At 68.5% G+C, this 18,874-nt stretch carries 17 protein-coding genes; 12 read left to right on the top strand and 5 right to left on the bottom strand.

Going from position 1 to position 18,874, the window contains the following annotated elements; genetic code table 11:
• Nucleotides 1–178 precede the first annotated feature (178 nt).
• The 3 genes from ACZ6SF_RS03470 to ACZ6SF_RS03460 all read left to right on the top strand — a co-directional run bounded on the left by ACZ6SF_RS03470 (nucleotide 179) and on the right by ACZ6SF_RS03460 (nucleotide 5,095).
• Nucleotides 179–1,552, top strand: coding sequence for an alpha/beta hydrolase-fold protein (locus ACZ6SF_RS03470; RefSeq protein WP_466060382.1), 1,374 nt, complete (start codon nucleotides 179–181; stop codon nucleotides 1,550–1,552).
• Nucleotides 1,553–1,674: 122 nt separating this feature from the next.
• Complete coding sequence (locus tag ACZ6SF_RS03465) at nucleotides 1,675–3,318, top strand: alkaline phosphatase D family protein (protein WP_466060381.1); 1,644 nt, start codon at nucleotides 1,675–1,677, stop codon at nucleotides 3,316–3,318.
• Between the two features lie 280 nt (nucleotides 3,319–3,598).
• Nucleotides 3,599–5,095 carry an MFS transporter gene (locus ACZ6SF_RS03460; protein WP_466060380.1) on the top strand — a complete coding sequence of 499 codons (1,497 nt, stop codon included), beginning with the start codon at nucleotides 3,599–3,601 and terminating at the stop codon, nucleotides 5,093–5,095.
• Nucleotides 5,096–5,144: 49 nt separating this feature from the next.
• Here the strand turns inward: ACZ6SF_RS03460 and ACZ6SF_RS03455 are convergent, their stop codons facing one another.
• The gene (locus tag ACZ6SF_RS03455) at nucleotides 5,145–5,870 is read right to left on the bottom strand and encodes a DUF899 domain-containing protein (protein WP_466060379.1); all 726 of its coding nucleotides are present in this window, start codon (nucleotides 5,868–5,870) and stop codon (nucleotides 5,145–5,147) included.
• A 221-nt stretch (nucleotides 5,871–6,091) separates the two neighbouring features.
• Here ACZ6SF_RS03455 and eat point away from each other — a divergent pair, with 221 nt between their 5' ends.
• The gene (eat, locus tag ACZ6SF_RS03450; protein ID WP_466060378.1) at nucleotides 6,092–7,516 is read left to right on the top strand and encodes an ethanolamine permease; all 1,425 of its coding nucleotides are present in this window, start codon (nucleotides 6,092–6,094) and stop codon (nucleotides 7,514–7,516) included.
• A gap of 44 nt (nucleotides 7,517–7,560) precedes the next feature.
• Here the strand turns inward: eat and ACZ6SF_RS03445 are convergent, their stop codons facing one another.
• Both ACZ6SF_RS03445 and ACZ6SF_RS03440 read right to left on the bottom strand, forming a co-directional pair.
• Complete coding sequence (locus ACZ6SF_RS03445) at nucleotides 7,561–9,636, bottom strand: trypsin-like serine peptidase (protein WP_466060377.1); 2,076 nt, start codon at nucleotides 9,634–9,636, stop codon at nucleotides 7,561–7,563.
• Nucleotides 9,637–9,639: 3 nt separating this feature from the next.
• Nucleotides 9,640–10,443 (bottom strand): AfsR/SARP family transcriptional regulator, encoded by an 804-nt coding sequence (locus ACZ6SF_RS03440; protein ID WP_466060376.1) that lies wholly within the window; start codon nucleotides 10,441–10,443, stop codon nucleotides 9,640–9,642.
• 185 nt (nucleotides 10,444–10,628) lie between these two features.
• Here ACZ6SF_RS03440 and ACZ6SF_RS03435 point away from each other — a divergent pair, with 185 nt between their 5' ends.
• From ACZ6SF_RS03435 to ACZ6SF_RS03425, 3 genes are all read left to right on the top strand, one after another.
• Nucleotides 10,629–10,829 (top strand): hypothetical protein, encoded by a 201-nt coding sequence (locus ACZ6SF_RS03435; RefSeq protein WP_466060375.1) that lies wholly within the window; start codon nucleotides 10,629–10,631, stop codon nucleotides 10,827–10,829.
• A gap of 28 nt (nucleotides 10,830–10,857) precedes the next feature.
• A complete protein-coding gene (locus ACZ6SF_RS03430; protein ID WP_466060374.1) occupies nucleotides 10,858–12,030 on the top strand; it encodes an endonuclease/exonuclease/phosphatase family protein in 1,173 nt (390 codons plus the stop codon).
• 242 nt (nucleotides 12,031–12,272) lie between these two features.
• On the top strand, nucleotides 12,273–13,475 hold the full coding sequence (locus tag ACZ6SF_RS03425) for a cytochrome P450 (protein WP_466060373.1): 1,203 nt from the start codon (nucleotides 12,273–12,275) through the stop codon (nucleotides 13,473–13,475).
• A gap of 12 nt (nucleotides 13,476–13,487) precedes the next feature.
• Here the strand turns inward: ACZ6SF_RS03425 and ACZ6SF_RS03420 are convergent, their stop codons facing one another.
• Nucleotides 13,488–14,066: a TetR/AcrR family transcriptional regulator gene (locus ACZ6SF_RS03420; protein WP_466060372.1), complete on the bottom strand. Its 579-nt coding sequence runs from the start codon at nucleotides 14,064–14,066 to the stop codon at nucleotides 13,488–13,490.
• Nucleotides 14,067–14,213: 147 nt separating this feature from the next.
• Here ACZ6SF_RS03420 and ACZ6SF_RS03415 point away from each other — a divergent pair, with 147 nt between their 5' ends.
• Entirely contained in the window at nucleotides 14,214–14,792 is a 579-nt protein-coding gene (locus tag ACZ6SF_RS03415) for a hypothetical protein (protein WP_466060371.1), read from the top strand.
• A gap of 91 nt (nucleotides 14,793–14,883) precedes the next feature.
• Nucleotides 14,884–15,312 (top strand): organic hydroperoxide resistance protein, encoded by a 429-nt coding sequence (locus tag ACZ6SF_RS03410; protein WP_466060370.1) that lies wholly within the window; start codon nucleotides 14,884–14,886, stop codon nucleotides 15,310–15,312.
• Between the two features lie 51 nt (nucleotides 15,313–15,363).
• Here ACZ6SF_RS03410 and ACZ6SF_RS03405 read toward each other — a convergent pair whose 3' ends face one another.
• Complete coding sequence (locus ACZ6SF_RS03405) at nucleotides 15,364–16,137, bottom strand: IclR family transcriptional regulator (RefSeq protein ID WP_466060369.1); 774 nt, start codon at nucleotides 16,135–16,137, stop codon at nucleotides 15,364–15,366.
• Between the two features lie 65 nt (nucleotides 16,138–16,202).
• Here ACZ6SF_RS03405 and ACZ6SF_RS03400 point away from each other — a divergent pair, with 65 nt between their 5' ends.
• The 3 genes from ACZ6SF_RS03400 to ACZ6SF_RS03390 are packed head-to-tail and all read left to right on the top strand — an operon-like array spanning nucleotide 16,203 to nucleotide 18,864.
• Nucleotides 16,203–17,360, top strand: coding sequence for a cupin domain-containing protein (locus ACZ6SF_RS03400; protein WP_466060368.1), 1,158 nt, complete (start codon nucleotides 16,203–16,205; stop codon nucleotides 17,358–17,360).
• A complete protein-coding gene (locus ACZ6SF_RS03395) occupies nucleotides 17,357–18,184 on the top strand; it encodes a fumarylacetoacetate hydrolase family protein (protein ID WP_466060367.1) in 828 nt (275 codons plus the stop codon). The genes ACZ6SF_RS03400 and ACZ6SF_RS03395 overlap by 4 nt, the downstream gene beginning before the upstream one ends.
• Nucleotides 18,181–18,864 (top strand): maleylpyruvate isomerase family mycothiol-dependent enzyme, encoded by a 684-nt coding sequence (locus tag ACZ6SF_RS03390; RefSeq protein WP_466060366.1) that lies wholly within the window; start codon nucleotides 18,181–18,183, stop codon nucleotides 18,862–18,864. The genes ACZ6SF_RS03395 and ACZ6SF_RS03390 overlap by 4 nt, the downstream gene beginning before the upstream one ends.
• Nucleotides 18,865–18,874 lie beyond the last annotated feature (10 nt).

The following is an 18,874-nucleotide window of genomic DNA, read 5'->3' as shown; positions in this document are numbered from 1 at the left end:
CTCTCGCAGCAGTCGCTCGCGCCTCGCGGCGCAGGCACACCTCCGAAACCAGGTCTGCGACCGCACTCTCGCACTGCTGCAACACTTTCCGTTGCACGGTCGACCACGGAAAAGAGTACTGGACAACGAATTCCCCGCGATGGACACTAGAGCAATCTGCTATCAAGGGGTGATTCGCATGGTCAGAACACATACGGTCGTCACAGGGGAAACGCTGCCCGCCTTGGCATTGCGTTTCTACGGCGACGCGGAACTCCACCGGCTCATCGCCACCGCCAGCGGAATCACCGAACCCGGCGCCGTCGAAGCCGGCCGGCGACTCGTCGTTCCCGGTTTCACCGGGCACACCGTCGCCGCGGGGGAAACACTCCCGGCCCTGGCGGCGCACTACTACGGCGACGCGGAACTCCACCGCTTCATCGCCACCGCCAGCGGAATCACCGACCCGGACACGATCGACGCGGGGGATCGGCTGATCGTTCCCGAGCTGGCCGGATACACGGTTCTCGCGGGAGACACCCTGCCCGAGCTGGCGTCACGCTTCTACGGCGATACCTCGTTCGCACCGCTGATCACCGCCGTCAACGAGATCGCCGACCCCGACGCCGTCACCGCCGGGACCGTACTGGTCGTATTCACGGGACGCAGTGACGGGTTCGGGCTGACGATCGTGGACAGCAACGAGGACGACACCCGTATGTGGTACTACCGGTTCCAGACCCAGGCGATCGGCTGGAACCCCGGAGTGAACGTCCTGCTCCCGGCCGACTACCGCACCAGCGGACTCACCTATCCCGTCCTCTATCTGTTCCACGGCGGCAACGAGGATTTCCGCACCTTCGATTTCCTCGGCATCCGCGACCTGACCGCCGGGAAACCGATCATCGTCGTGATGCCCGACGGCGGCCACGCGGGCTGGTACTCCAACCCGGTCAGCTCGTTCGCCGGCCCGCGCAACTGGGAAACGTTCCACATCGCCCAGCTGATCCCCTGGATCGAGGCCAACTTCCGCACCTACGCCGATACCGACGGCCGCGCGGTCTCCGGGTTCTCCATGGGTGGTTTCGGCGCGCTGAAGTACCTGGCCAAATACCCCGGCCATTTCGCCTCGGTCAGCAGCCATTCCGGGCCGGCCAGTCTGCGTCGCGATTTCGGCCTGGTCGTCCACTGGGCGAATCTGTCCTCGGCGGCGGTGGAACTGGGCGGCGGCACGATCTACGGCGCGCCGTTCTGGAACCAGGCCCGGGTCACCGCCGACAACCCGGTCGAACGGGTCGAAAGATACCGGAACAAGCGCATCTTCCTGGTCGCCGGCACCAGTCCGAGTCCGGTCAACTGGTTCGACAGCGTGAACGAAACCCAGGTACTCGCCGGGCAGCGAGAGTTCCGTACCCGTTTGAACAACGCCGGTATCCCCCATGATTCGCACGAGGTGTCCGGCGGTCACGTCTTCCGGCCGGCATTGTTCACCACCGACCTCACCGGCATCATCGCCCGGCTACGGCCGGCGGCTCCCGCGTCGTCACCGGGTGCCATGCCCACGCCGGTGTGAACCACCGTGGCGAGCGCCCCGGTCACTGCGACCGGGGCGCGTAGTGGCGCACACCACGAACAACCCCGGTATCCGGCGCTTCGGCTTGCCGATCCGCGCCCGTTCGGCTGGGATCGGTGCACGTGAGCGCAGACAGCACGGTGTGGACGAGCCCGGGTCCGGTGGGCCGCAGAACACTGCTCCAGGCCGGAGCCGTGGCCTCCGCGGCCGCTCTCGCCCTACCGGCGGGCCGCGCCCGCGCCGCGGTCCCGGTGTTCGGGCACGGTATCGCTTCCGGTGACCCGCTGCCGGACGGCATCCTTCTATGGACCCGGGTGACCACCGCCCCGGACGCTGTTCCCGGCTCGGGCCTCGGCGCCTCCGCCGCCGTGCACTGGGAGATCGCCCGCGACGCCGCCTTCGGCACGGTCGTCGCCGCCGGAACCGTCACCGCGAGCGCCGAGTCCGACCATACGGTCAAGGTGGACGTCCGTGGTCTGGCCTCCGGCACCGACTACTACTTCCGGTTCACCGCACTCGGCGAACGGTCACCGGTGGGACGTACCCGCACCGCGCCCGCCGCCGGCGCCGAGCCCGCGCACATACGCTTCGGCGTCGTCTCGTGCGCGAACTGGGAGGCCGGCTACTTCTCCGCCTACCGGCATATGGCCGCCCGCGATGATCTCGACGCGGTTGTCCACCTCGGCGATTACCTGTACGAGTACGCGCCCGGCGAATTCGGCGGCCGCTCCGGTGCGGTGCGCCGCCACGAACCCGCCCACGAAACCGTCACCCTCGCCGACTACCGAATCCGCCACGCACAGTACAAAACCGACCCCGACCTCGCCGCCCTGCACGCCCGGGTGCCGTTCGTCTGCACCTGGGACGACCACGAATCGGCCAACAACGCCTGGTCCGGCGGCGCCGAGAACCACGACCCCGCGACCGAGGGCAGCTGGCAGCAACGCCGGGCCGCCTCGATACGCGCCTACCTCGAATGGATGCCGGTACGCGCCGAGACCGACGCCGGCGGTATCCGGATCTACCGCCGGCTGCGGTTCGGAACACTCACCGAGCTGTCCATGCTGGATCTGCGCAGCTACCGCGATATCCAGCCGGGTCCGAGCGCCCGCGAGGTCGACGACCCGGCCCGGACCCTCACCGGTTCGCAGCAGATGGACTGGCTGACCGCCGGCCTGGTGTCCGGAGCGACGCGCTGGCAACTGGTCGGCACGTCGGTGATGATCGCTCCACTGGCGTTCCCGCCGCTGGATCCTGATACGACGGCCACGGTCAGCGGAGCACTCGGGATACCGCGGGAAGGCCTGGCCCCCAACACCGATCAATGGGACGGCTACCCCGCCGACCGCCACCGGTTGCTGACCGCGCTCGCCGACCACCGGATCTCGAACGTCGTCTTCCTCACCGGCGATATCCACAGCTCCTGGGCATCGGACGTCCCGCTCGACGCGGCCGACTATCCGGCGGGCCCGACCACCGGCGCCGAGTTCGTCGTCCCGTCGGTGACCTCGGCCGCGATCGGCGATCTGCTTCCGGGACCCCCGCATACCGCCTCGGCCGCCCTCGCCACCTCGATACGCGCCCTCAACCGGCATATCCGGTACGCGGATCTCGAATCGCACGGCTACGGCGTCCTCGACGTGACCGCGGACCGGGTCCGGATGGATTGGCATTTCGTCGCCGATGTCACCGACCCGGCCAGCGGATCCGTCGTCGCCGCCGCCTGGGTTCTCCCCCACGGCGAGCGAATCCGCCCCGCCGAGTGACCCGGCCCCGGTGAGCGAAGACCAGCGATCCGGCGGCCTCGGCGTGCCGACCGAGTGCTCCCGTGGTGTGGCAGTTTTCGCGGCGGCGGCGGCCGAAGGGGTGTGCTACACGCACAAACAGCTGGTCAACGCTGAATCAGCTGTCTCGATATGCCTATCAGGCATACTCGTCTCCCGATGGGTGGGATCGGCCGATCAGTGACCGGCGGGGAGAAAGTGTGATGTCGGTTACGCATTCCGATCGCTAGTCGAATGCGGGAACCACCCGAAAGGACCGATGATGGTCGCTCCCACCCCCACGTCCGACGCTCCGCAGCGCTGGACACCCCGGCTGATCTTCTCGCTCGCCTCGATCGTGCTCCTACTCGAAATGCTCGCGGTGAGCTACATGATGATCTCGACGGCGCTGCCGTCGATCGCCGCGCACTACCGGACCACCCAGGGCGCCTGGCTGTTGACGGCGTTCCTGCTGGTAGGCGCGGTGACCGCACCGCTGATCGGCAAGCTGGCGGATATGTTCGGCAAACGTAAGGCGCTGCTCGGCTGCGTGGCCGTGGCGGCGGCGGGATCGCTGGTCTCCGCGGTCGCGGGCAGTTACGCGGTGCTGATCGCGGGCCGGGCGCTCACCGGGCTGCTGGTCCCCTGCCTGTTCCTGAGTTATTCGCTGATCCGGGATGTGTTCCCGGCGAGAACGATCGCGCTGGCCGTGAGCATCGCGACCAGCGGTATGGGATTGATCGCCATCCCCGCACCGTTCCTCACCGGCTGGCTGATCGACAATCACGGGTTCCGCAGCATCTTCTGGTTCTTCGTGATCGGCCTCGCGGTCCTGGGCGCGTTGATCTTCCTGACCACGGCCGAATCGCCGGTGCGGCTGCGCTCCCGGATCGATCTGTTCGGCGCGGTGCTGCTCGGTGGCGGGATCGCCGGTGTGCTCGTCGCGGTGAGCTTCGGCCCGACCTGGGGCTGGCGCGACGGAGCGACGCTCGCGTACCTGGCCGGCGGTATCGTGCTGTTGCTGGTCTGGGCGGTGACCGCCCGGATGATCCGGGAACCGCTGATCGACCTCGACGTCCTCGGGCGTCGTTCGGTTCTGCTGACCACCCTCGGCGCCGGACTGTGCTACGGGTCGAGCGGCCTGTTCACCATCCTGCTGCCGATGCTCGCCATGACTCCGGCCGCGCTGGGCCTCGGTTACGGATTCGGTGTCACAGCAGAGGGTTTCGCGATCTTCCAGGCACCCATCGGACTGATGGTGGTCGTCGGCGGCGTGCTGGTGGGGCTGCTGGTCGGCCGCGATATCCGGCCCCGCCCGCTGATGGCCACCGGCATGCTGCTGATGGGAGCGGGGTTCGCCCTGACCGCGGTCGTCCACGACAGTAAGCCGCTGCTCATCGTCTTCGCCGGCGTTTTCGGCACCGGTATGGGTATGGCCTATGCGGCGGTACCGAACCTGCTGATCGAAGCGGTCCCGCCGCAGTTGCAGGCGAGCACCGCCAGCATCGTCGGGGTGTCCCAGAGCGTATTCCCGGCGGTGCTGCCGGTCGTCGCCTTCACGGTCCTCAACAACTCCTATATCGCGCCGATCCCGCCGGAGATGACCCAGGGCGCGGTGTTCTACCTGGACCGCGGGTTCACCATCGCGTTCCTCATCGGCGCCGCTACCGCTCTCGTCGGCGCGGTGGTCGCGGTCGCGCTGCCGCGCCGGATCGTCCAGCTCTCCGCACCGGACAAGGCGGCCGATACCGGCGAGGAAGGGCTGGTGTTCGCACACTGATCGACCACGCCGGGCCGGTCGCGCACGTCGCGCGGCCGGCCCGGGCCGGTCACCGGTTACCGGCGGGCCCCGCCGCGGCGTCGCCACCGGGCCCATAGAGCCGGGCGATATCCGGCGAGTCGAGCCATTTGGAGTAGGCCGGCGATTTCGGCCATCCGCCGGGTGAATCCTGCCAATCCTCCTGGCGGCCCCACGGCAGGAGGTCGACCAGCGCGAAGGTGTAGCTCAGCTGTTCGGTACCGCGGCCGCTGGTATGCCAGGTGCGATAGACCGTGGCGCCGTCCCGGAGGAACACGTTCACCGCGAAACCGCCGCCGGGCGGCGCGTCCACGTCGGCGCCGAACGAACTCTCCGACGACGAGTACCAGTCCATCGTGTTGCCCACCTTCGCCCGGTACGCCATCGCTTCGTCGATGGGTCCGTTGGTGACGACGACGAAGCGGGCATCGTAGGGCTCGAGGAAGCCCAGCCGCACGTACTGCGAAGTGAGGCTCGTACAGCCGCCGCACTGCCATTCCGCGCCGTCGGACCACATGTGGTTGTAGACGATGAGCTGGGAGCGGCCGTCGAAGATATCGGCCAGCCGGACCGGGCCGTGGGCACCGATCAGCGTGTAGTCCGGGAGTTCGACCATCGGCAACCTGCGGCGTTGCGCGGCGATGGCATCGAGCTCCCGGGTCGCGGCCTTCTCCCGCACCCGTAGATCGTCGAGCGCGGCCTGCCAGGTCCGCCGATCGACGATCGGGGGCAGCGCGCCGGCGGTGGGCTCGGTCATGGTTCCTCCCAGGGCTCGGATGAATCTCCTCTGATGTGTCGACCGGACACGGCCGCGGAACTCATCGGCCCGCCGCGCGGAGAGGTCCGGGTACTCGCCGCCGAAACACGCCCGCAAGTGTTGTGAAATATCGGATCATTACTCTCACGCTGTCCAGATGTCCTCTGTCGACCCGGCGGAGACGAGATCCGGACGGGCAGCATCGTTGCGGGGAGTATCGAATGAGCGTCACCACACCCGGCGGGTCCGGCTCCGGGACCGACCAGGAATACCTCGGCAAGCGGACCCTGCGCACCGGAACCGCGGGCTGGGTGCTGCTGGCCGGGCTCGGCGTCAGCTACGTGATCAGCGGCGACTATTCCGGATGGAACTTCGGCCTGGCCGAGGGCGGGTTCGGCGGGCTGGCGGTCGCCACGGTCGTGATCGCGGCGATGTACGGCGCGATGGTGCTGAGCATGGCCGAGATGTCGGCCGCCCTGCCGACGGCGGGCGGCGGCTACACCTTCGCCCGCCGGGCTCTGGGCCCGTGGGGCGGATTCGCGACCGGAACCGCGGTGCTGATCGAATATTCGATCGCGCCGGCCGCGATCGCCACGTTCATCGGCGCCTACGTCGAATCCCTCGGCCTGTTCGGCATCGTCGACGGCTGGTGGGTGTACCTCGCCGTCTACGCGCTCTTCGTCGGCATCCATCTGGCCGGGGTCGGTGAAGCCCTGAAGGCGATGTTCGTCATCACCGCGATCGCGCTCGTGGGTCTCGTGATCTTCGCGGTCGCGAGCCTCGGCAGCTTCTCGTGGTCGAACCTGACCGATATCGCCCCCGACCCGGATGCCGCCGGCGCGAGCGAATTCCTGCCGTTCGGCTATCTCGGAATCTGGTCCGCGCTGCCCTTCGCGATCTGGTTCTTCCTGGCCGTCGAAGGGGTCCCGCTCGCCGCGGAGGAAGCGCGCGACCCTGCCCGCAACGTGCCGCGCGGCATCATCGCGGCGATGACCGTCCTCGTCGTCACGGGAGCGGTGGTGCTGGTTCTCGTTCCGGGGGCCGGCGGGGCGGCGGCCATGCAGGCCTCCGGCAACCCGCTCGTCGAAGCGCTGGGCTCGGGCGCCGCGGCGACGGTCGTCAACTACATCGGCCTGGCCGGTCTCGTCGCCAGCTTCTTCTCCATCATCTTCGCCTATTCACGGCAACTGTTCGCGCTCTCCCGCGCGGGCTACCTGCCGCGCGGGCTCTCGATCACCAACGCGCGCAAGGTTCCCGCGCTCGCGCTGATCGTGCCCGGGGTGATCGGTTTCGTACTGTCGATCTTCGGCAACGGCGCGACGCTGCTCAATATGGCGGTGTTCGGCGCGGCGCTGAGTTACGTGCTCATGATGATCAGCCATATCGTGCTGCGGATCCGGGAACCGGAGATGGAACGGCCCTACCGCACCCCCGGCGGTCTCGTCACCGCCGGCTTCGCATTGGTGGTCGCCGTGCTGTCGGTGATCGCGACCTTCCTCGTCGACTCCACCGCCGCCTTCGGCTGCCTGATCGTATTCGTGCTGTTCATGCTGTATTTCGCCCTCTACAGCCGGACCCGGCTCGTCGCCGGTTCCCCCGACGAGGAATTCGCCGCGCTCGCGGCCGCGGAAGACGAACTCCGCTGAGCATTACCCGGCCGGAGGCGCGACGGAGTGCACCGAGCCCGCCTTCACGTGGACGCGATGCCGCTGTGGACGGCTTGCGCGACGGCCGGGTGCGCGAGGTATTCGGAGATGCTGTGTGCGCGCTCCCCGGGATTGTCGACCGGGATCTCCCGGAGCTGCCCCTTCCAGACGTGTCGTAGCGGGCATCCGATGGTGATCGGATCCACCGCCGCCCAGGCGTTGAGCCAGTCTCCCACTCGCTCGGGCCGGTGCGGGCCCCGGACCAGGAGTCTGCTGTGCACCGCGTCCAGCCCGAGCGGGCTGCCCACCGTGACGAGGACGGAGACGTCGACACGGGGCGTGAGCAGAGTGAGGAGATCCATGGCGACGGCGGTGCCCAGACTATGACTCACCAGCGTGAGCTGCCCCGATTCGGGAACCGTTTCGAGAACACACTCGAGGACGGCGTGCCGGGTCTGCTCGTCGGCGAGGTAGGCGGCGACATCGCGGAAGACCTGCGCGATGATGAGGTCGTCCAGGTCACTGCGTGCGGCGATCCAGCCGAGCTGTCGCTGCACTTTGCCGACGACCATGCTGCCGAGCGCACCCAGCCCCTCGGTCTCGGTGGGATGCGCCGATTCTTCTTCGGGGAGCCCGGCTTCCGTGGCCGCGTCCTCGAGAAGCTGTTCGTAGACGGCGCGGGCCGGTGGCGCGGGCGGCGCCATCGCCACGGCATGGTCGAGGGCCACGGCCTCGGAGGTCGTCTCCGCTGTCTCGGGAGTGTGCAGTAGTGCCGCCAATCTGTCGCCGTAGAACGGGAAGTACACATCGGCCGGATCCAGCGATCCGAATCCGGCGAGGGTGAGCCCTTTGTTCAGTCCGGCGGTCCACTCCCGGCGCAAGAGCTCGGGATCACGGCCGTGCTGACTGCGGCCGTGCAGGAAGACCAGGTGGCGGGTGCCGCCGAAGGCATCCGGGCGGGCGGCGATACCGCGGCGGTCCCCGGCGGGTGCCGCGGTGGGGGCCGCGGTGGGGGCCGCGGTGGGAGAAGTGAACGCTGTTGCTTCCGGGGCGGGCATCGAGATCATGTCCGGCGCCGCGGCCGTGAGCCCGGAATCCGGGCCGAGTTCCGCGAAGAACTCCTGATGGCGCGCGGTACGGGCGAGTCCGGCCAGGTGGCCGAGGATCACACTGATCCGCACGCCCTCGTTCGCCGTCCAGCCGATCGCGTCGTCACCGTCGTCCCGGCTCCAGACAGCCCCGTCGCGACGCAGAATCCGGCCCTGGTCGTCGGTGCTCGGCACACCGGAATGGTGCAGCGCGACCACTTCCCACTGATCGTTGAAAACCGGGGAGCCGGAGTTTCCCGGTTCGGTATCCGTCGAATAGTGCAGGAAATTGTCGAGCTGCAGATCGAGCTGATTCTTGCGGATCCCGATCTCCTTGAGGCGGCCCATCGGATGGCCGATGATGTTCATGGCCTCACCGACGACGATCTTGCCCTGGTCCACGACCAGCCGGTTCCACCAGCCGACGACGTCGGCGGGCATCCTGCCGTCGGACCCCGGCCGGACCGGCACGAGGGTGAAGTCCAGATGTTCGTCGGTGACGAAGAAATCGGGATCGAGACGGAACCTCGAGGGTAGCGACGGCTCGTTGTCGATCGTGGTCTCGGCGCCGAATTCGACGAAGGCCTGCGCCGCGGAGTCCTGGTCGGGAAGTACATGGTTGTTGGTGAGCAGCAGTCTGGGCGAAACCAGGAATCCGGTGCCCATGGGGATCTCACGGCCGTTGCGGCCCAGTGAAATCCGCGCGACCGAGGCCGCCGTGCGCGCCCCCCGCGCCAGGAAGTTGGCCGGTTGCAGCTCGTTGCTCGCGCCGATGATCCGTTCCAGGGTGGTGATCCGGTCGGCGGGCTCGGTCCTGCCCGCTTCGACCATGGCCTCGACCGGCATCTCACCGTGGACCACGAGGCGCTGCACCCGGGCGCTGATCTGCTCCGGGGTATCGACGACCGGGCTCTCCTGTCTGCTGCGCCGCTCCTCGATGTCCTCGCGCGTGGTCTCGGTGGCCGCGTACCGTTTCGCCGCGGCCCGGATCTGTTCGAGCCATGCCGCATGGATATGTCCGCGATAATTCATGATTCACCCACCTGGCAGAGATGTCCGCTGATCGCAGCGGCTGTTGTCGAGATCGGCGCCACGGCCGTCGATCGGCCCCGGCGGTTGCGCGAGCAGACACGTCAGCCGCCGCGACGGCGGCACACCGAGCTCATGCAGGATCAACCGGCGGAAAACGGTGTAGGCGTGCCTCGCTTCGCCGATATTGCCCTCGGACAGGTGCGCCTCTATCAGCACCTGCTGGGCACTTTCGCGGATCGGGTCGGCTCCGACCGCGAGCAACGCCGCCTCCACGCCCTCGGCGCACCGGTCCCGGGCACACAGGAGCCTGCTGAGATTCTCCAGGGCGTGCAGGACCCGATGCCGCAAACGTTCGCGTTCGAAGATCGCCCAATCGTCGTACCACCCCGGCAGCAGATCGAGGGCCGCGTCGACAGCCGGGTCGAGCACCAGGTCCGCCGGTGCGGGGGCGCCTCGGATCAACCGCCGCGCCCAGGCGCTCACCTCGTCCACGTCGACCCGGACATCGGCGCGCAGCATGAGCGATACCTGGTCGGAGGCCACCAGCTCCAGGCCCGCCGCACGCAGCCGCCACAGCACCGAACGCAAGTTCCCGGCGGCCCGCCGGTCACGGACACCCGGCCAGAGCAGACCGGCCGCGCAGCAGCGCTCCACCCGGCCGCGCCGTAACGCGAGCAGAGCCAACAGCCGTTTACTGCCCTCCGCGACCTCACAGCGCTGCGCGCCGACCGTGACATACGGTCCGCCGAACAAATGCAGATACGAAGCGACGCTTTCCGGGTCGCCTCGCCGACTCGGAGTGTCCATGACCTCGGCTCACTGTCCGCGTTTAATAGCAGGTAAGCATAATTCGCGAGCGTCACCGGGCTGTCACAGCCGCCGCGACCGCCCATACCGATTCGAGCACCCTGGCCCGCCGGCGCCGTACAGGCCCGCCCACCACCGGACAGACGGCAACGCACCGGTGACACCGGGTGCGCGACCCTGGGCCTATGAGGTCGCACCCATCGCCGTACGGACTGTGCCTGGTCCGGCTCGAACCGCAGTCGTCGCACACGCTCATCGCCGTCGTCACCGACTACGGCGGAGTATCCGGCCCGGAGCGGCGCCGGCACTTCCTCGACGACGTGGACGGTGCCGCCGACGCGGTCCGCGCCTATGTGCTCGGATTCCTGACCGAGACAGACCAATGACCCCACCGAGCACCGGAAGGAGACCGGAATGCCCACCGACCACCTGCGAATCGCCGCCTACAACGTCGAGAACCTGTTTTCCCGGCCGCGGGCCATGAGCGCGCCCGAAACGGTCGCCACCGAAATCCTCGATGCCCACGCACAGGTGAACACCCTGTTCGGGCACGAGACCTATACCGCGGCCGATAAAGCCGGCATCCTCCGGCTGCTGAAGAAATTGCGCCTGCTGCTCGACGACGGAGACCCCGAGCGGAAGGGCACTTTCGCCGTCCTGCGCAAGATCCGGGGGCAGTTGCTGAAGCGCCCACCCGGAGGCGAGGACGCCGTCGTCGTGGTCGCGGAGGGCCGTGCGGATTGGGTGGGCTGGGTGGATCTGATCAAGGACCGTATCGACGCACTCGCCGTCTCTCATACCGCCCGGGTCATCCGAGAGGTCGGCGCGGATATCGTCGGCGTCGTAGAGGCCGAGGACCGGATCGCGCTGCGCCGCTTCGGCGACGCCTTGATCCCCGACGGCAGCGCACCCCGGTACCCGCGCGTCATGTTGATCGACGGTAACGACAGCCGCGGCATCGACGTCGGGATCCTCGCCACCGACGAATACCCGATCCGTGATATCCGGTCCCATGTGGACGACGGTCCGTTCGGCAACCGCGTCTTCAGCCGCGACTGCCCGGAGTACCACTTCACCTTTCCCGGCGACACCGGCCTGGCCGGCCGGTCGCTGCTGGTACTGGTGAATCATCTGAAGAGCAAATTCGGCTCGAATCAGGCAACGAGTGACAAGCGCCGGCGCAGGCAGGCCGAGGAGGTCGCCCGGATCTACCGGGAACGGCGCGCCGAAGGTATCGAGCACATCGTGGTCATGGGAGATTTGAACGATATACCGGGCAGCGCTCCCCTGAAGCCGCTCCTGGACGAAACCGACCTCACCGATTTCTCGGCGGCCCCGAACTTCGACGACGGCGATCCCGACGAGGACCGTCCCGGAACGTTCGGCAACGGCACGAAAAACAACAAGATCGACTACCTGTTGCTGTCACCGGGCCTGTCCGACCGGATGACGGCCGGTGGCATATTCCGAAAAGGCGTCTGGGGCGGCACCCACGGCACCCTGTTCCCCCATTTCGACACCATGACCAGCAAGGTGCACGCCGCCTCGGATCATGCCGCGATCTTCGCCGATATCGATATTTCCTGAGCGCTCCCACAGCCACCTTCGACGGGCTCGCCGCGGATGCCGATCCCCTGGACGTCGGATCCGGTATCGCCCGCGCGCCGCAGTCGTAGCCGGGGCGAATCCCGAAAAGCGATAGAAGCTGTTCTCACGCACCATAATCGGAGGAGGGAGGCGGAGGATCGGACGGCCCGGCCCCGTCGTGCCGCGGCTGCCGAGGGCAGCCGCACCGCCCGATATCGCGACGACGAACAGGACCGCCGGCCATGCCGACCGACAGCACCGACGCACGCAAGATCGACCGGGGGGACACCCCCGCCGCCTGCCCGATCGCCCGGGACGCCGAGGGAACCTGGCTCGTCCGGGACTACGCCACCGCCCGCGCCGTATTGCGCAGCCTCGATACCGTCCAGGCCGGGCTCGGCGTGGAGACACTCGACAATCTGCCCACTCGTATCCGGCGTCCGGTGCTGTACCGGGACGGTCCGGAGCATCGCGAACACCGGCGGCAGACCGCGCGATTCTTCACGCCCCGGCGGGTCGACGAGTCCTATCGTGGTGTCATCGGCCGCTTGGCCGACCGGCAGCTGTCCATCCTTCGTGACAGCGGGCGCGCGGACCTCTCGGACCTCGCCTTCGGCCTCGCCATCGACGTGACATGCGCGGTGATCGGCCTGACCGAGAGCCGCCCCGGGCTGACCGGGCGCCTGGAGCGGTTCTTCCCCGACGAGTTCGGCTCACCGGGGTTCACGTCCCTCAACGGCCTCTACTGGGTATGGCGGCAGGCCCGGAACTGGTCGGGTATCTATCTCGGCGATGTGCGACCGGCGGTGCGCGCCCGCCGCGCCGAGCGCCGTGACGACCTGATCTCGCATCTGCTGGACGAGGGTTGCTCCGCGGTCGAGATCCTCGGCGAATGCATCACCTTCGCCGCCGCGGGTATGGTCACGACCCGCGAATTCATCGGCCTCGCCGCTTGGCATCTGTTCGCCGACCAAGACCTCCACGACCGCTACCGCGCCGGTGGGGAACCGGAACGCCTCGCGATCCTGCACGAGATCCTCCGGCTCGAACCCGTTGTCGCGCACCTCCGGCGCCGCACCACGGCACCCGTCGAACTCTGCGCCGGGGACGGATCGTCGGTCACCGTCGGAGCCGGAGAGCTCATCGATATCGACGTCGCCGCCACCAATACCGATCGAAGCGCGGTCGGCGAAGACCCCCTGGCGGTATGCCCCGGGCGCACGCGCACGGACGCCACCGCGCCGGTGCTCTCCTTCGGAGACGGTGCGCACAAATGCCCCGGCTCCACGATCGCCATCGTGGAGGCCGATATCTTCCTCGGCAAATTGCTCGCCCTGCCGGGGGTTCGTATGCGGACCCCGCCCCGAGTCGGATTCAACGATGCGATCGGCGGCTACACCCTCCGCGGCATGCTCATCGAGGTCGACGCCCACCCGGTCCGATAGGCGGGGTGACCCCTACGCCCCCGGTTCCCGGCGGGCGCGTTCGCGCGTATTCAGCAGTCCTTCGATTCCGAGCAGGAACGTCTCACAGACCGGATCCGGATCGGTCAGGCAACCGGCCGCCATCGCGCCGTCGCGCAGCATGACGAAATGCCGGGCGGCAGGTCCCGGATCGGCGTCGCCGGTCGCGGCGAAGAGGTCGGTGATCGTGGCGAGAAACCATTGCCGGTGCGCGAGAACGGCTTTGTGGACGGGATGTGCGGGGTCGGGATATTCGGCCACCGCGTTGAGGAACGCACATCCGCGGAAGCCCGGCGCCCGGATGCCGTCGGCGAGGAGCCGGCCTACGGCGCGAAGGACGTCGCCGGCGGTCGATTTCCCGCCGCGCGCGGCCTCGACCTGCGTGCGGATCAGTTCGTCGGCCTCTGTCAGATAGGCGACGACCAGATCGTCCTTACCGGGAAAATGCCGGTACATCGTCGCCCGTGTCACCTGGGCGGCGGCAAGGATGCGTTCGACGCCGACGGTATGGAGCCCTTCCGCGTAGAACAGCCTGCTCGCGGTGTCGAGCAATCGTGCGCGCGCTTCCGACATCGGCCTCTCCTGCCTTTCCCGACTCTCGATCGAGGCTAGCAGAAAGAACGATCGGTATTGACAACCCCGTCCGCGAACCGCAGACTCCAAGTGTACCGATCGTTCTTTCTTCTACTGATTCGCGTTCCGACCGAAATGAGAGATCCGATGTCCAGCTCACTCGAGACCGGCACGATCAGTGCTGTCACCGACGCCGACAGCACCCGGCCGCTACGGAACCTGTACTACGCCCGCTTCGGGTTCGCGCTCGCCTGGGCGCTCCTGCTGATTCCGGCCGCTACGGCACTGGGCCCGTTCGACATCGCCCTGCTGGTGATCTATCCGCTGTTCGACGTGGCCGCGGCCGTTATCGATCTCCGCACCTCGGGCACCGCGCGCGCACGGACGCCGCTCTACCTGAACATGGCAGCGAGTTCGCTCGCCGCGCTCGCGGTGGCAGTCGCGGTGACCTCCGGAATTCCCGACGTACTCCGGGTGTGGGGCGTCTGGGCGATCACCGCGGGCATCGTGCAGCTGGTCGTCGCGATCCGGCGTTACCGTCTCGGCGGCCAGTGGGCGATGATCCTCAGCGGCGCGATCTCGGCTCTGGCCGGCGCGAGCTTCATCGCGGGGGCCGGCTCCTCCGATGCGTCGCTGCGAACCCTCGCCGGGTACGCGACGCTGGGCGGCCTCTTCTTCCTGGCCTCGGCGATCCGCCTGCATCTCCGCACGAGCCGGACGCGGTGATCCGTTGGGCACGTACCGAATTCGCTCCCCGCCCGGCGCGCGAAATCATCGCCGCATCCCCGAAACCCCCTGATCGAAGGAGACCACCACCATGTCCGATCCTGTCTACACCGCCATCGTCACCGCTACCGGAGACGGCCGTGCCGGAGGGCGCGTGCACAGCGACGACGGCCTGATCGACCTCACCCTGGCCATCCCGCGCGCGATGGGTGGGCCGGGTGGCGCGACCAACCCCGAGCAGCTCTTCGCCGCCGGCTGGGCCGCCTGCTTCCACTCCGCGTTGAAGGCTGTCGCCGCCGGCCGCGAGATCACCTTCACGGATTCGGCCGTGGTCGCCGAGATCGGCATACTCCCCGACGGCCGGGGCGGTTTCGGCCTCAGCGCCGCACTGCACGTGGAATTCGCCGGTATCGAGCAGGAGAGCGCGGACGCACTCGTCGCCGCCGCCCATGAGGTATGCCCCTATTCGAACGCCACCCGCGGCAATATCGACGTCACGATCGACACCACTATCGCCTGAAGCGGCGTGCCCGCCCGCGGTGGCCACCGCGGATCGTGGACCGATATCCGGTCAGTCGCCGCGGCCGGCTTCGATGGCGCCCGCGGCGCGGTGCAGGGTGGCGACGAGGGCGGGTAGCCGGTTGCGGTCATAGCGGATCGAGGGCATCGAGACGGAAAGACCCGCCAGCGCCGTGCCGTCGGTATCCCGGACCGGGACGCCGACCGCCACCACACCGCGTTCGGACAGCCCGTCGTTCAGGGCGAAACCCGCCCGGCGGACCCGGCCGAGCCGGGCGCGCAGACTCGGCAGATCCGGCCGTTCGTCGGGGCGCTCGGTATATCGGGACTCGTCGTAGAGTTCGGTCACCTCGCCCGGAGAGAGGTCGGCGAGCAGCACCAGGCCGGCGGTGGTGCGATGGGCCGGGAAGACCATCCCCTCCCGCGATCCGACCCGCAGCGCCTGACGGCATTCGACGCTCGCGATGAAGCGGGTCGTATCGCCGGTCCGGATCGTCAGATTCGCCGACTCCCCCAGCAGATCGACCACCCGTTGCAGATGCGGCAGCGCCGTCGCGCGCAGGAGCGAGGTCCGCGATTGCGAATGGGCCGCCAGTTCGAGAACCGGCCCGGGGTGGTACCTCCGCTGCTCGTCCTGCACCGCGAAGTCCCGGTACACCAGCGTCTGCAGCAGCCGATGCGCCGTGGACCGTGCCACCCCGAGCCGATCGGCGACCTGGCTGACGGTCAGGCCACCCTCCAACTGGAGCATCACCGCCGCCCGCAGCGCGTGATCCGCACTGGTCACGACATATGCGGGGGGAGTCTTCGGTGCTGTGGTGGCCATATCCATCCGTTCCGCTCTGCAGAATTTCATGTTCTGCTGGATCGACACGCGCCACTGTAGGCGATATGAGCACGACTGACACCCCGGTCCGCCTGCGGGCGGTCACGGCCCCGGATCAGCCGGATGTCACCCCTGCCCTCGAGGAGCTGTACCGGGGCTTCGAGCAGGAGCTGCTGGTCCCGTTGTGGACCGAGATCGGCGATCTGATGCCGGCGCATCCGCGCTCGCGGGCGGTACCGCATCGGTGGCGGTGGGAGAATCTGCTGCGGCTGGCCGCGCAGGCGGGCGATATCGTGCCGGTCGGCCGCGGCGGGGAGCGGCGCGCCATCGCCCTGGCGAACCCGGCGCTGGGCGGGCGGCCGTTCGCCACCCCGACCCTGTGGGCGGCGATCCAGTATCTGATGCCGGGTGAGGACGCCCCCGAGCACCGGCACACCCAGCACGCCTTCCGGTTCGTGGTGGAGGGATCGGGGGTGTGGACCGTGGTCGGCGGCACCGGGGACACCGCGACCGGGGACGCGGTGCCGATGCGGCGCGGGGACTTCCTGCCGCAGGCCGGCTGGAACTGGCATGCCCACCACAACGCGACCTCGGCACCGATGGCCTGGATCGACGGGCTGGACATCCCGTTCCAGTACACGATGGAGGCGCAGTTCTTCGAGTTCGGGCGCACGGAGATCAGTGCGGCCGAACGGGTCACGCCGGACCGTTCGCGGTCGGAACGGCTGTGGGGTCATCCGGGGCTGCGGCCGTTGTCGGTGGGCGAGATCGCGCCCGGTTCGCCGTTGCTCGCCTACAAATGGGAGCACACCGATGCCGCGCTGCGCGATCAGCTGCTCCTGGAAAAGGAGGGCTACGGCGGCACCGTGGAACCGGGGCACGCGGCGGTGCGGTTCTCGAATCCGCACAACGGCACCGATGTGCTGCCGACCATCCGGGCGGAGTTCCACCGGATCGCCCGCGGCGCGGAAACGGCGCCGGTGCGCGAGACGGGATCCTCGGTGTTCCAGGTGTTCGACGGTTCCGGCACGGTGACCGTCGGCGACAGCTCCTGGTCGGTGACGCGCGGTGACCTGTTCGTGGTCCCCTCCTGGCAGCCGTTCTCCGCCGTTTCCGAAGCCGGCACCACCGATTCCGATTCCGGTGCCCTCGACCTCTTCCGTTTCTCGGACGCGCCCGTTTTCGAGGCGCTCCGGCTCGACCGTCAGGAGACTCTCCGATGAAACTCGCCACCCTTCGCGTCGACGGCGGCACCCGCGCGGTGCGGCTCGACGGGGATACGCTCGTGGACCTCGGTTACGACGACCTCGGCGCATTGTTCGCGCAGGAGGACTGGCCCACGATCGCCGCCTCGGCCGCCGGACCGGCCCGGCCGGCCGCGGGCGCGGATTTCGCTCCCGCGGTACCGAATCCGTCCAAGGTCATCTGTGTCGGGCACAACTACACCAACCACATCGCGGAGATGGGGCGCGACCTCCCCGCCTACCCGACGCTGTTCCCGAAGTTCGCCGACAGCCTCATCGGACCGGACGATCCGATCGTGAAACCGGCCGAAACCGATGCCCTGGATTGGGAGGTCGAACTGGTGGTGGTCGTGGGCCGGCCGGTACGCCGGGCCACCGAGGAGCAGGCCGCAGGCGCCATCGCGGGATTCACCGTGATGAACGATATCTCGATGCGGGACTGGCAGTTCCGCACCGTGGAATGGACACAGGGCAAGATCTGGGATTCCGCCACTCCGGTCGGCCCCTATGTCGTGACCCCCGACGAGGTCGGCGGGGTGCGGCCGGCGCTCGAGGTGCAGACCCTGGTCGACGGACAGGTCATGCAGCACGACGACACCGGGACACTGCTGTTCGACCCGGTCTTCCTGGTGCAGTACGTCTCGACGGTGATCCGGCTGAATCCGGGCGATCTGATCGCCACCGGAACCCCCGCGGGAGTGGGGCACGCGCGCGATCCGAAGGTCTACCTGGTGGGCGGCGAAACGGTCGAGACCCGGATCTCCGGCCTCGGTTCCTGCACGAACCGGATCGTGAAGGCATGAGCGAATCGGCGCGGCACCGCGCGGTGCCCGCGCTCGCGGCCCGCGCACAGGACATGAGCGCGCGGACGCACGCGGACTCGCTCGCCTGGGCCGAGTACGGAACAGGACTGTTCGTCACCCAGGTGGCACTCCTGGACGAGCACACGATGGCCCGGCCGAGCCTCCTACCGGGCTGGACCCGCAAACATCTGGTGGCCCATCTCGCGGCGAACGCCGAGGCACTGGGCAATCTGGTGCACTGGGCGCGCACGGGTGAGCGCACCCCGATGTACTCCTCGGCCGCACAACGCGACGCCGATATCGAATCGGGCGCGCATCTGTCCGCGATCGAACTGCAGACCTGGCTGAACCGGGCGGTGCACACACTGTCCGGCGCCATGGACGCCCTGACCGGAGACGACTGGCAGGCCGAGATCGTCACCGCGCAGGGGCGGACCGTCCCGGCCACGGAGATCCCGTGGCTGCGGGCCCGCGAGGTGTGTGTCCATGCCGTCGACCTCGGCACGGACACCACCTTCGCGGATCTGCCCGCCGGATTCCTGACCGCGCTGATCGCCGATATCCGGGCCAAGCGCGGACTCGGTGCGGTGCCCGGCGGTCCGCTGCCGGAGGTCGCCGCGTATCTCGCCGGCCGTCCCCATACTCTCGCCGATGTCGCCGACCTCGGCCCCTGGCTGTAGAGGAGGCTCA

The organism is Nocardia sp. NPDC049935 (assembly GCF_055586645.1).
The sequence above is the reverse complement of the archived record's forward strand: the minus strand, read 5'-3'. Positions and strand labels throughout refer to the sequence as shown.

Coding starts and splice junctions, on each gene's coding strand:
- ACZ6SF_RS03395 (WP_466060367.1), top strand. CDS start 17,357: ATGAAACTCGCCACCCTTCGCGTCGACGGCGGCACCCGCGCGGTGCGG.
- ACZ6SF_RS03405 (WP_466060369.1), bottom strand. CDS start 16,137: ATGGCCACCACAGCACCGAAGACTCCCCCCGCATATGTCGTGACCAGT.
- ACZ6SF_RS03445 (WP_466060377.1), bottom strand. CDS start 9,636: ATGAATTATCGCGGACATATCCATGCGGCATGGCTCGAACAGATCCGG.
- ACZ6SF_RS03400 (WP_466060368.1), top strand. CDS start 16,203: ATGAGCACGACTGACACCCCGGTCCGCCTGCGGGCGGTCACGGCCCCG.
- ACZ6SF_RS03420 (WP_466060372.1), bottom strand. CDS start 14,066: ATGTCGGAAGCGCGCGCACGATTGCTCGACACCGCGAGCAGGCTGTTC.
- ACZ6SF_RS03425 (WP_466060373.1), top strand. CDS start 12,273: ATGCCGACCGACAGCACCGACGCACGCAAGATCGACCGGGGGGACACC.
- eat (WP_466060378.1), top strand. CDS start 6,092: ATGAGCGTCACCACACCCGGCGGGTCCGGCTCCGGGACCGACCAGGAA.
- ACZ6SF_RS03390 (WP_466060366.1), top strand. CDS start 18,181: ATGAGCGAATCGGCGCGGCACCGCGCGGTGCCCGCGCTCGCGGCCCGC.
- ACZ6SF_RS03440 (WP_466060376.1), bottom strand. CDS start 10,443: ATGGACACTCCGAGTCGGCGAGGCGACCCGGAAAGCGTCGCTTCGTAT.
- ACZ6SF_RS03415 (WP_466060371.1), top strand. CDS start 14,214: ATGTCCAGCTCACTCGAGACCGGCACGATCAGTGCTGTCACCGACGCC.
- ACZ6SF_RS03430 (WP_466060374.1), top strand. CDS start 10,858: ATGCCCACCGACCACCTGCGAATCGCCGCCTACAACGTCGAGAACCTG.
- ACZ6SF_RS03455 (WP_466060379.1), bottom strand. CDS start 5,870: ATGACCGAGCCCACCGCCGGCGCGCTGCCCCCGATCGTCGATCGGCGG.
- ACZ6SF_RS03470 (WP_466060382.1), top strand. CDS start 179: ATGGTCAGAACACATACGGTCGTCACAGGGGAAACGCTGCCCGCCTTG.
- ACZ6SF_RS03460 (WP_466060380.1), top strand. CDS start 3,599: ATGGTCGCTCCCACCCCCACGTCCGACGCTCCGCAGCGCTGGACACCC.
- ACZ6SF_RS03435 (WP_466060375.1), top strand. CDS start 10,629: ATGAGGTCGCACCCATCGCCGTACGGACTGTGCCTGGTCCGGCTCGAA.
- ACZ6SF_RS03410 (WP_466060370.1), top strand. CDS start 14,884: ATGTCCGATCCTGTCTACACCGCCATCGTCACCGCTACCGGAGACGGC.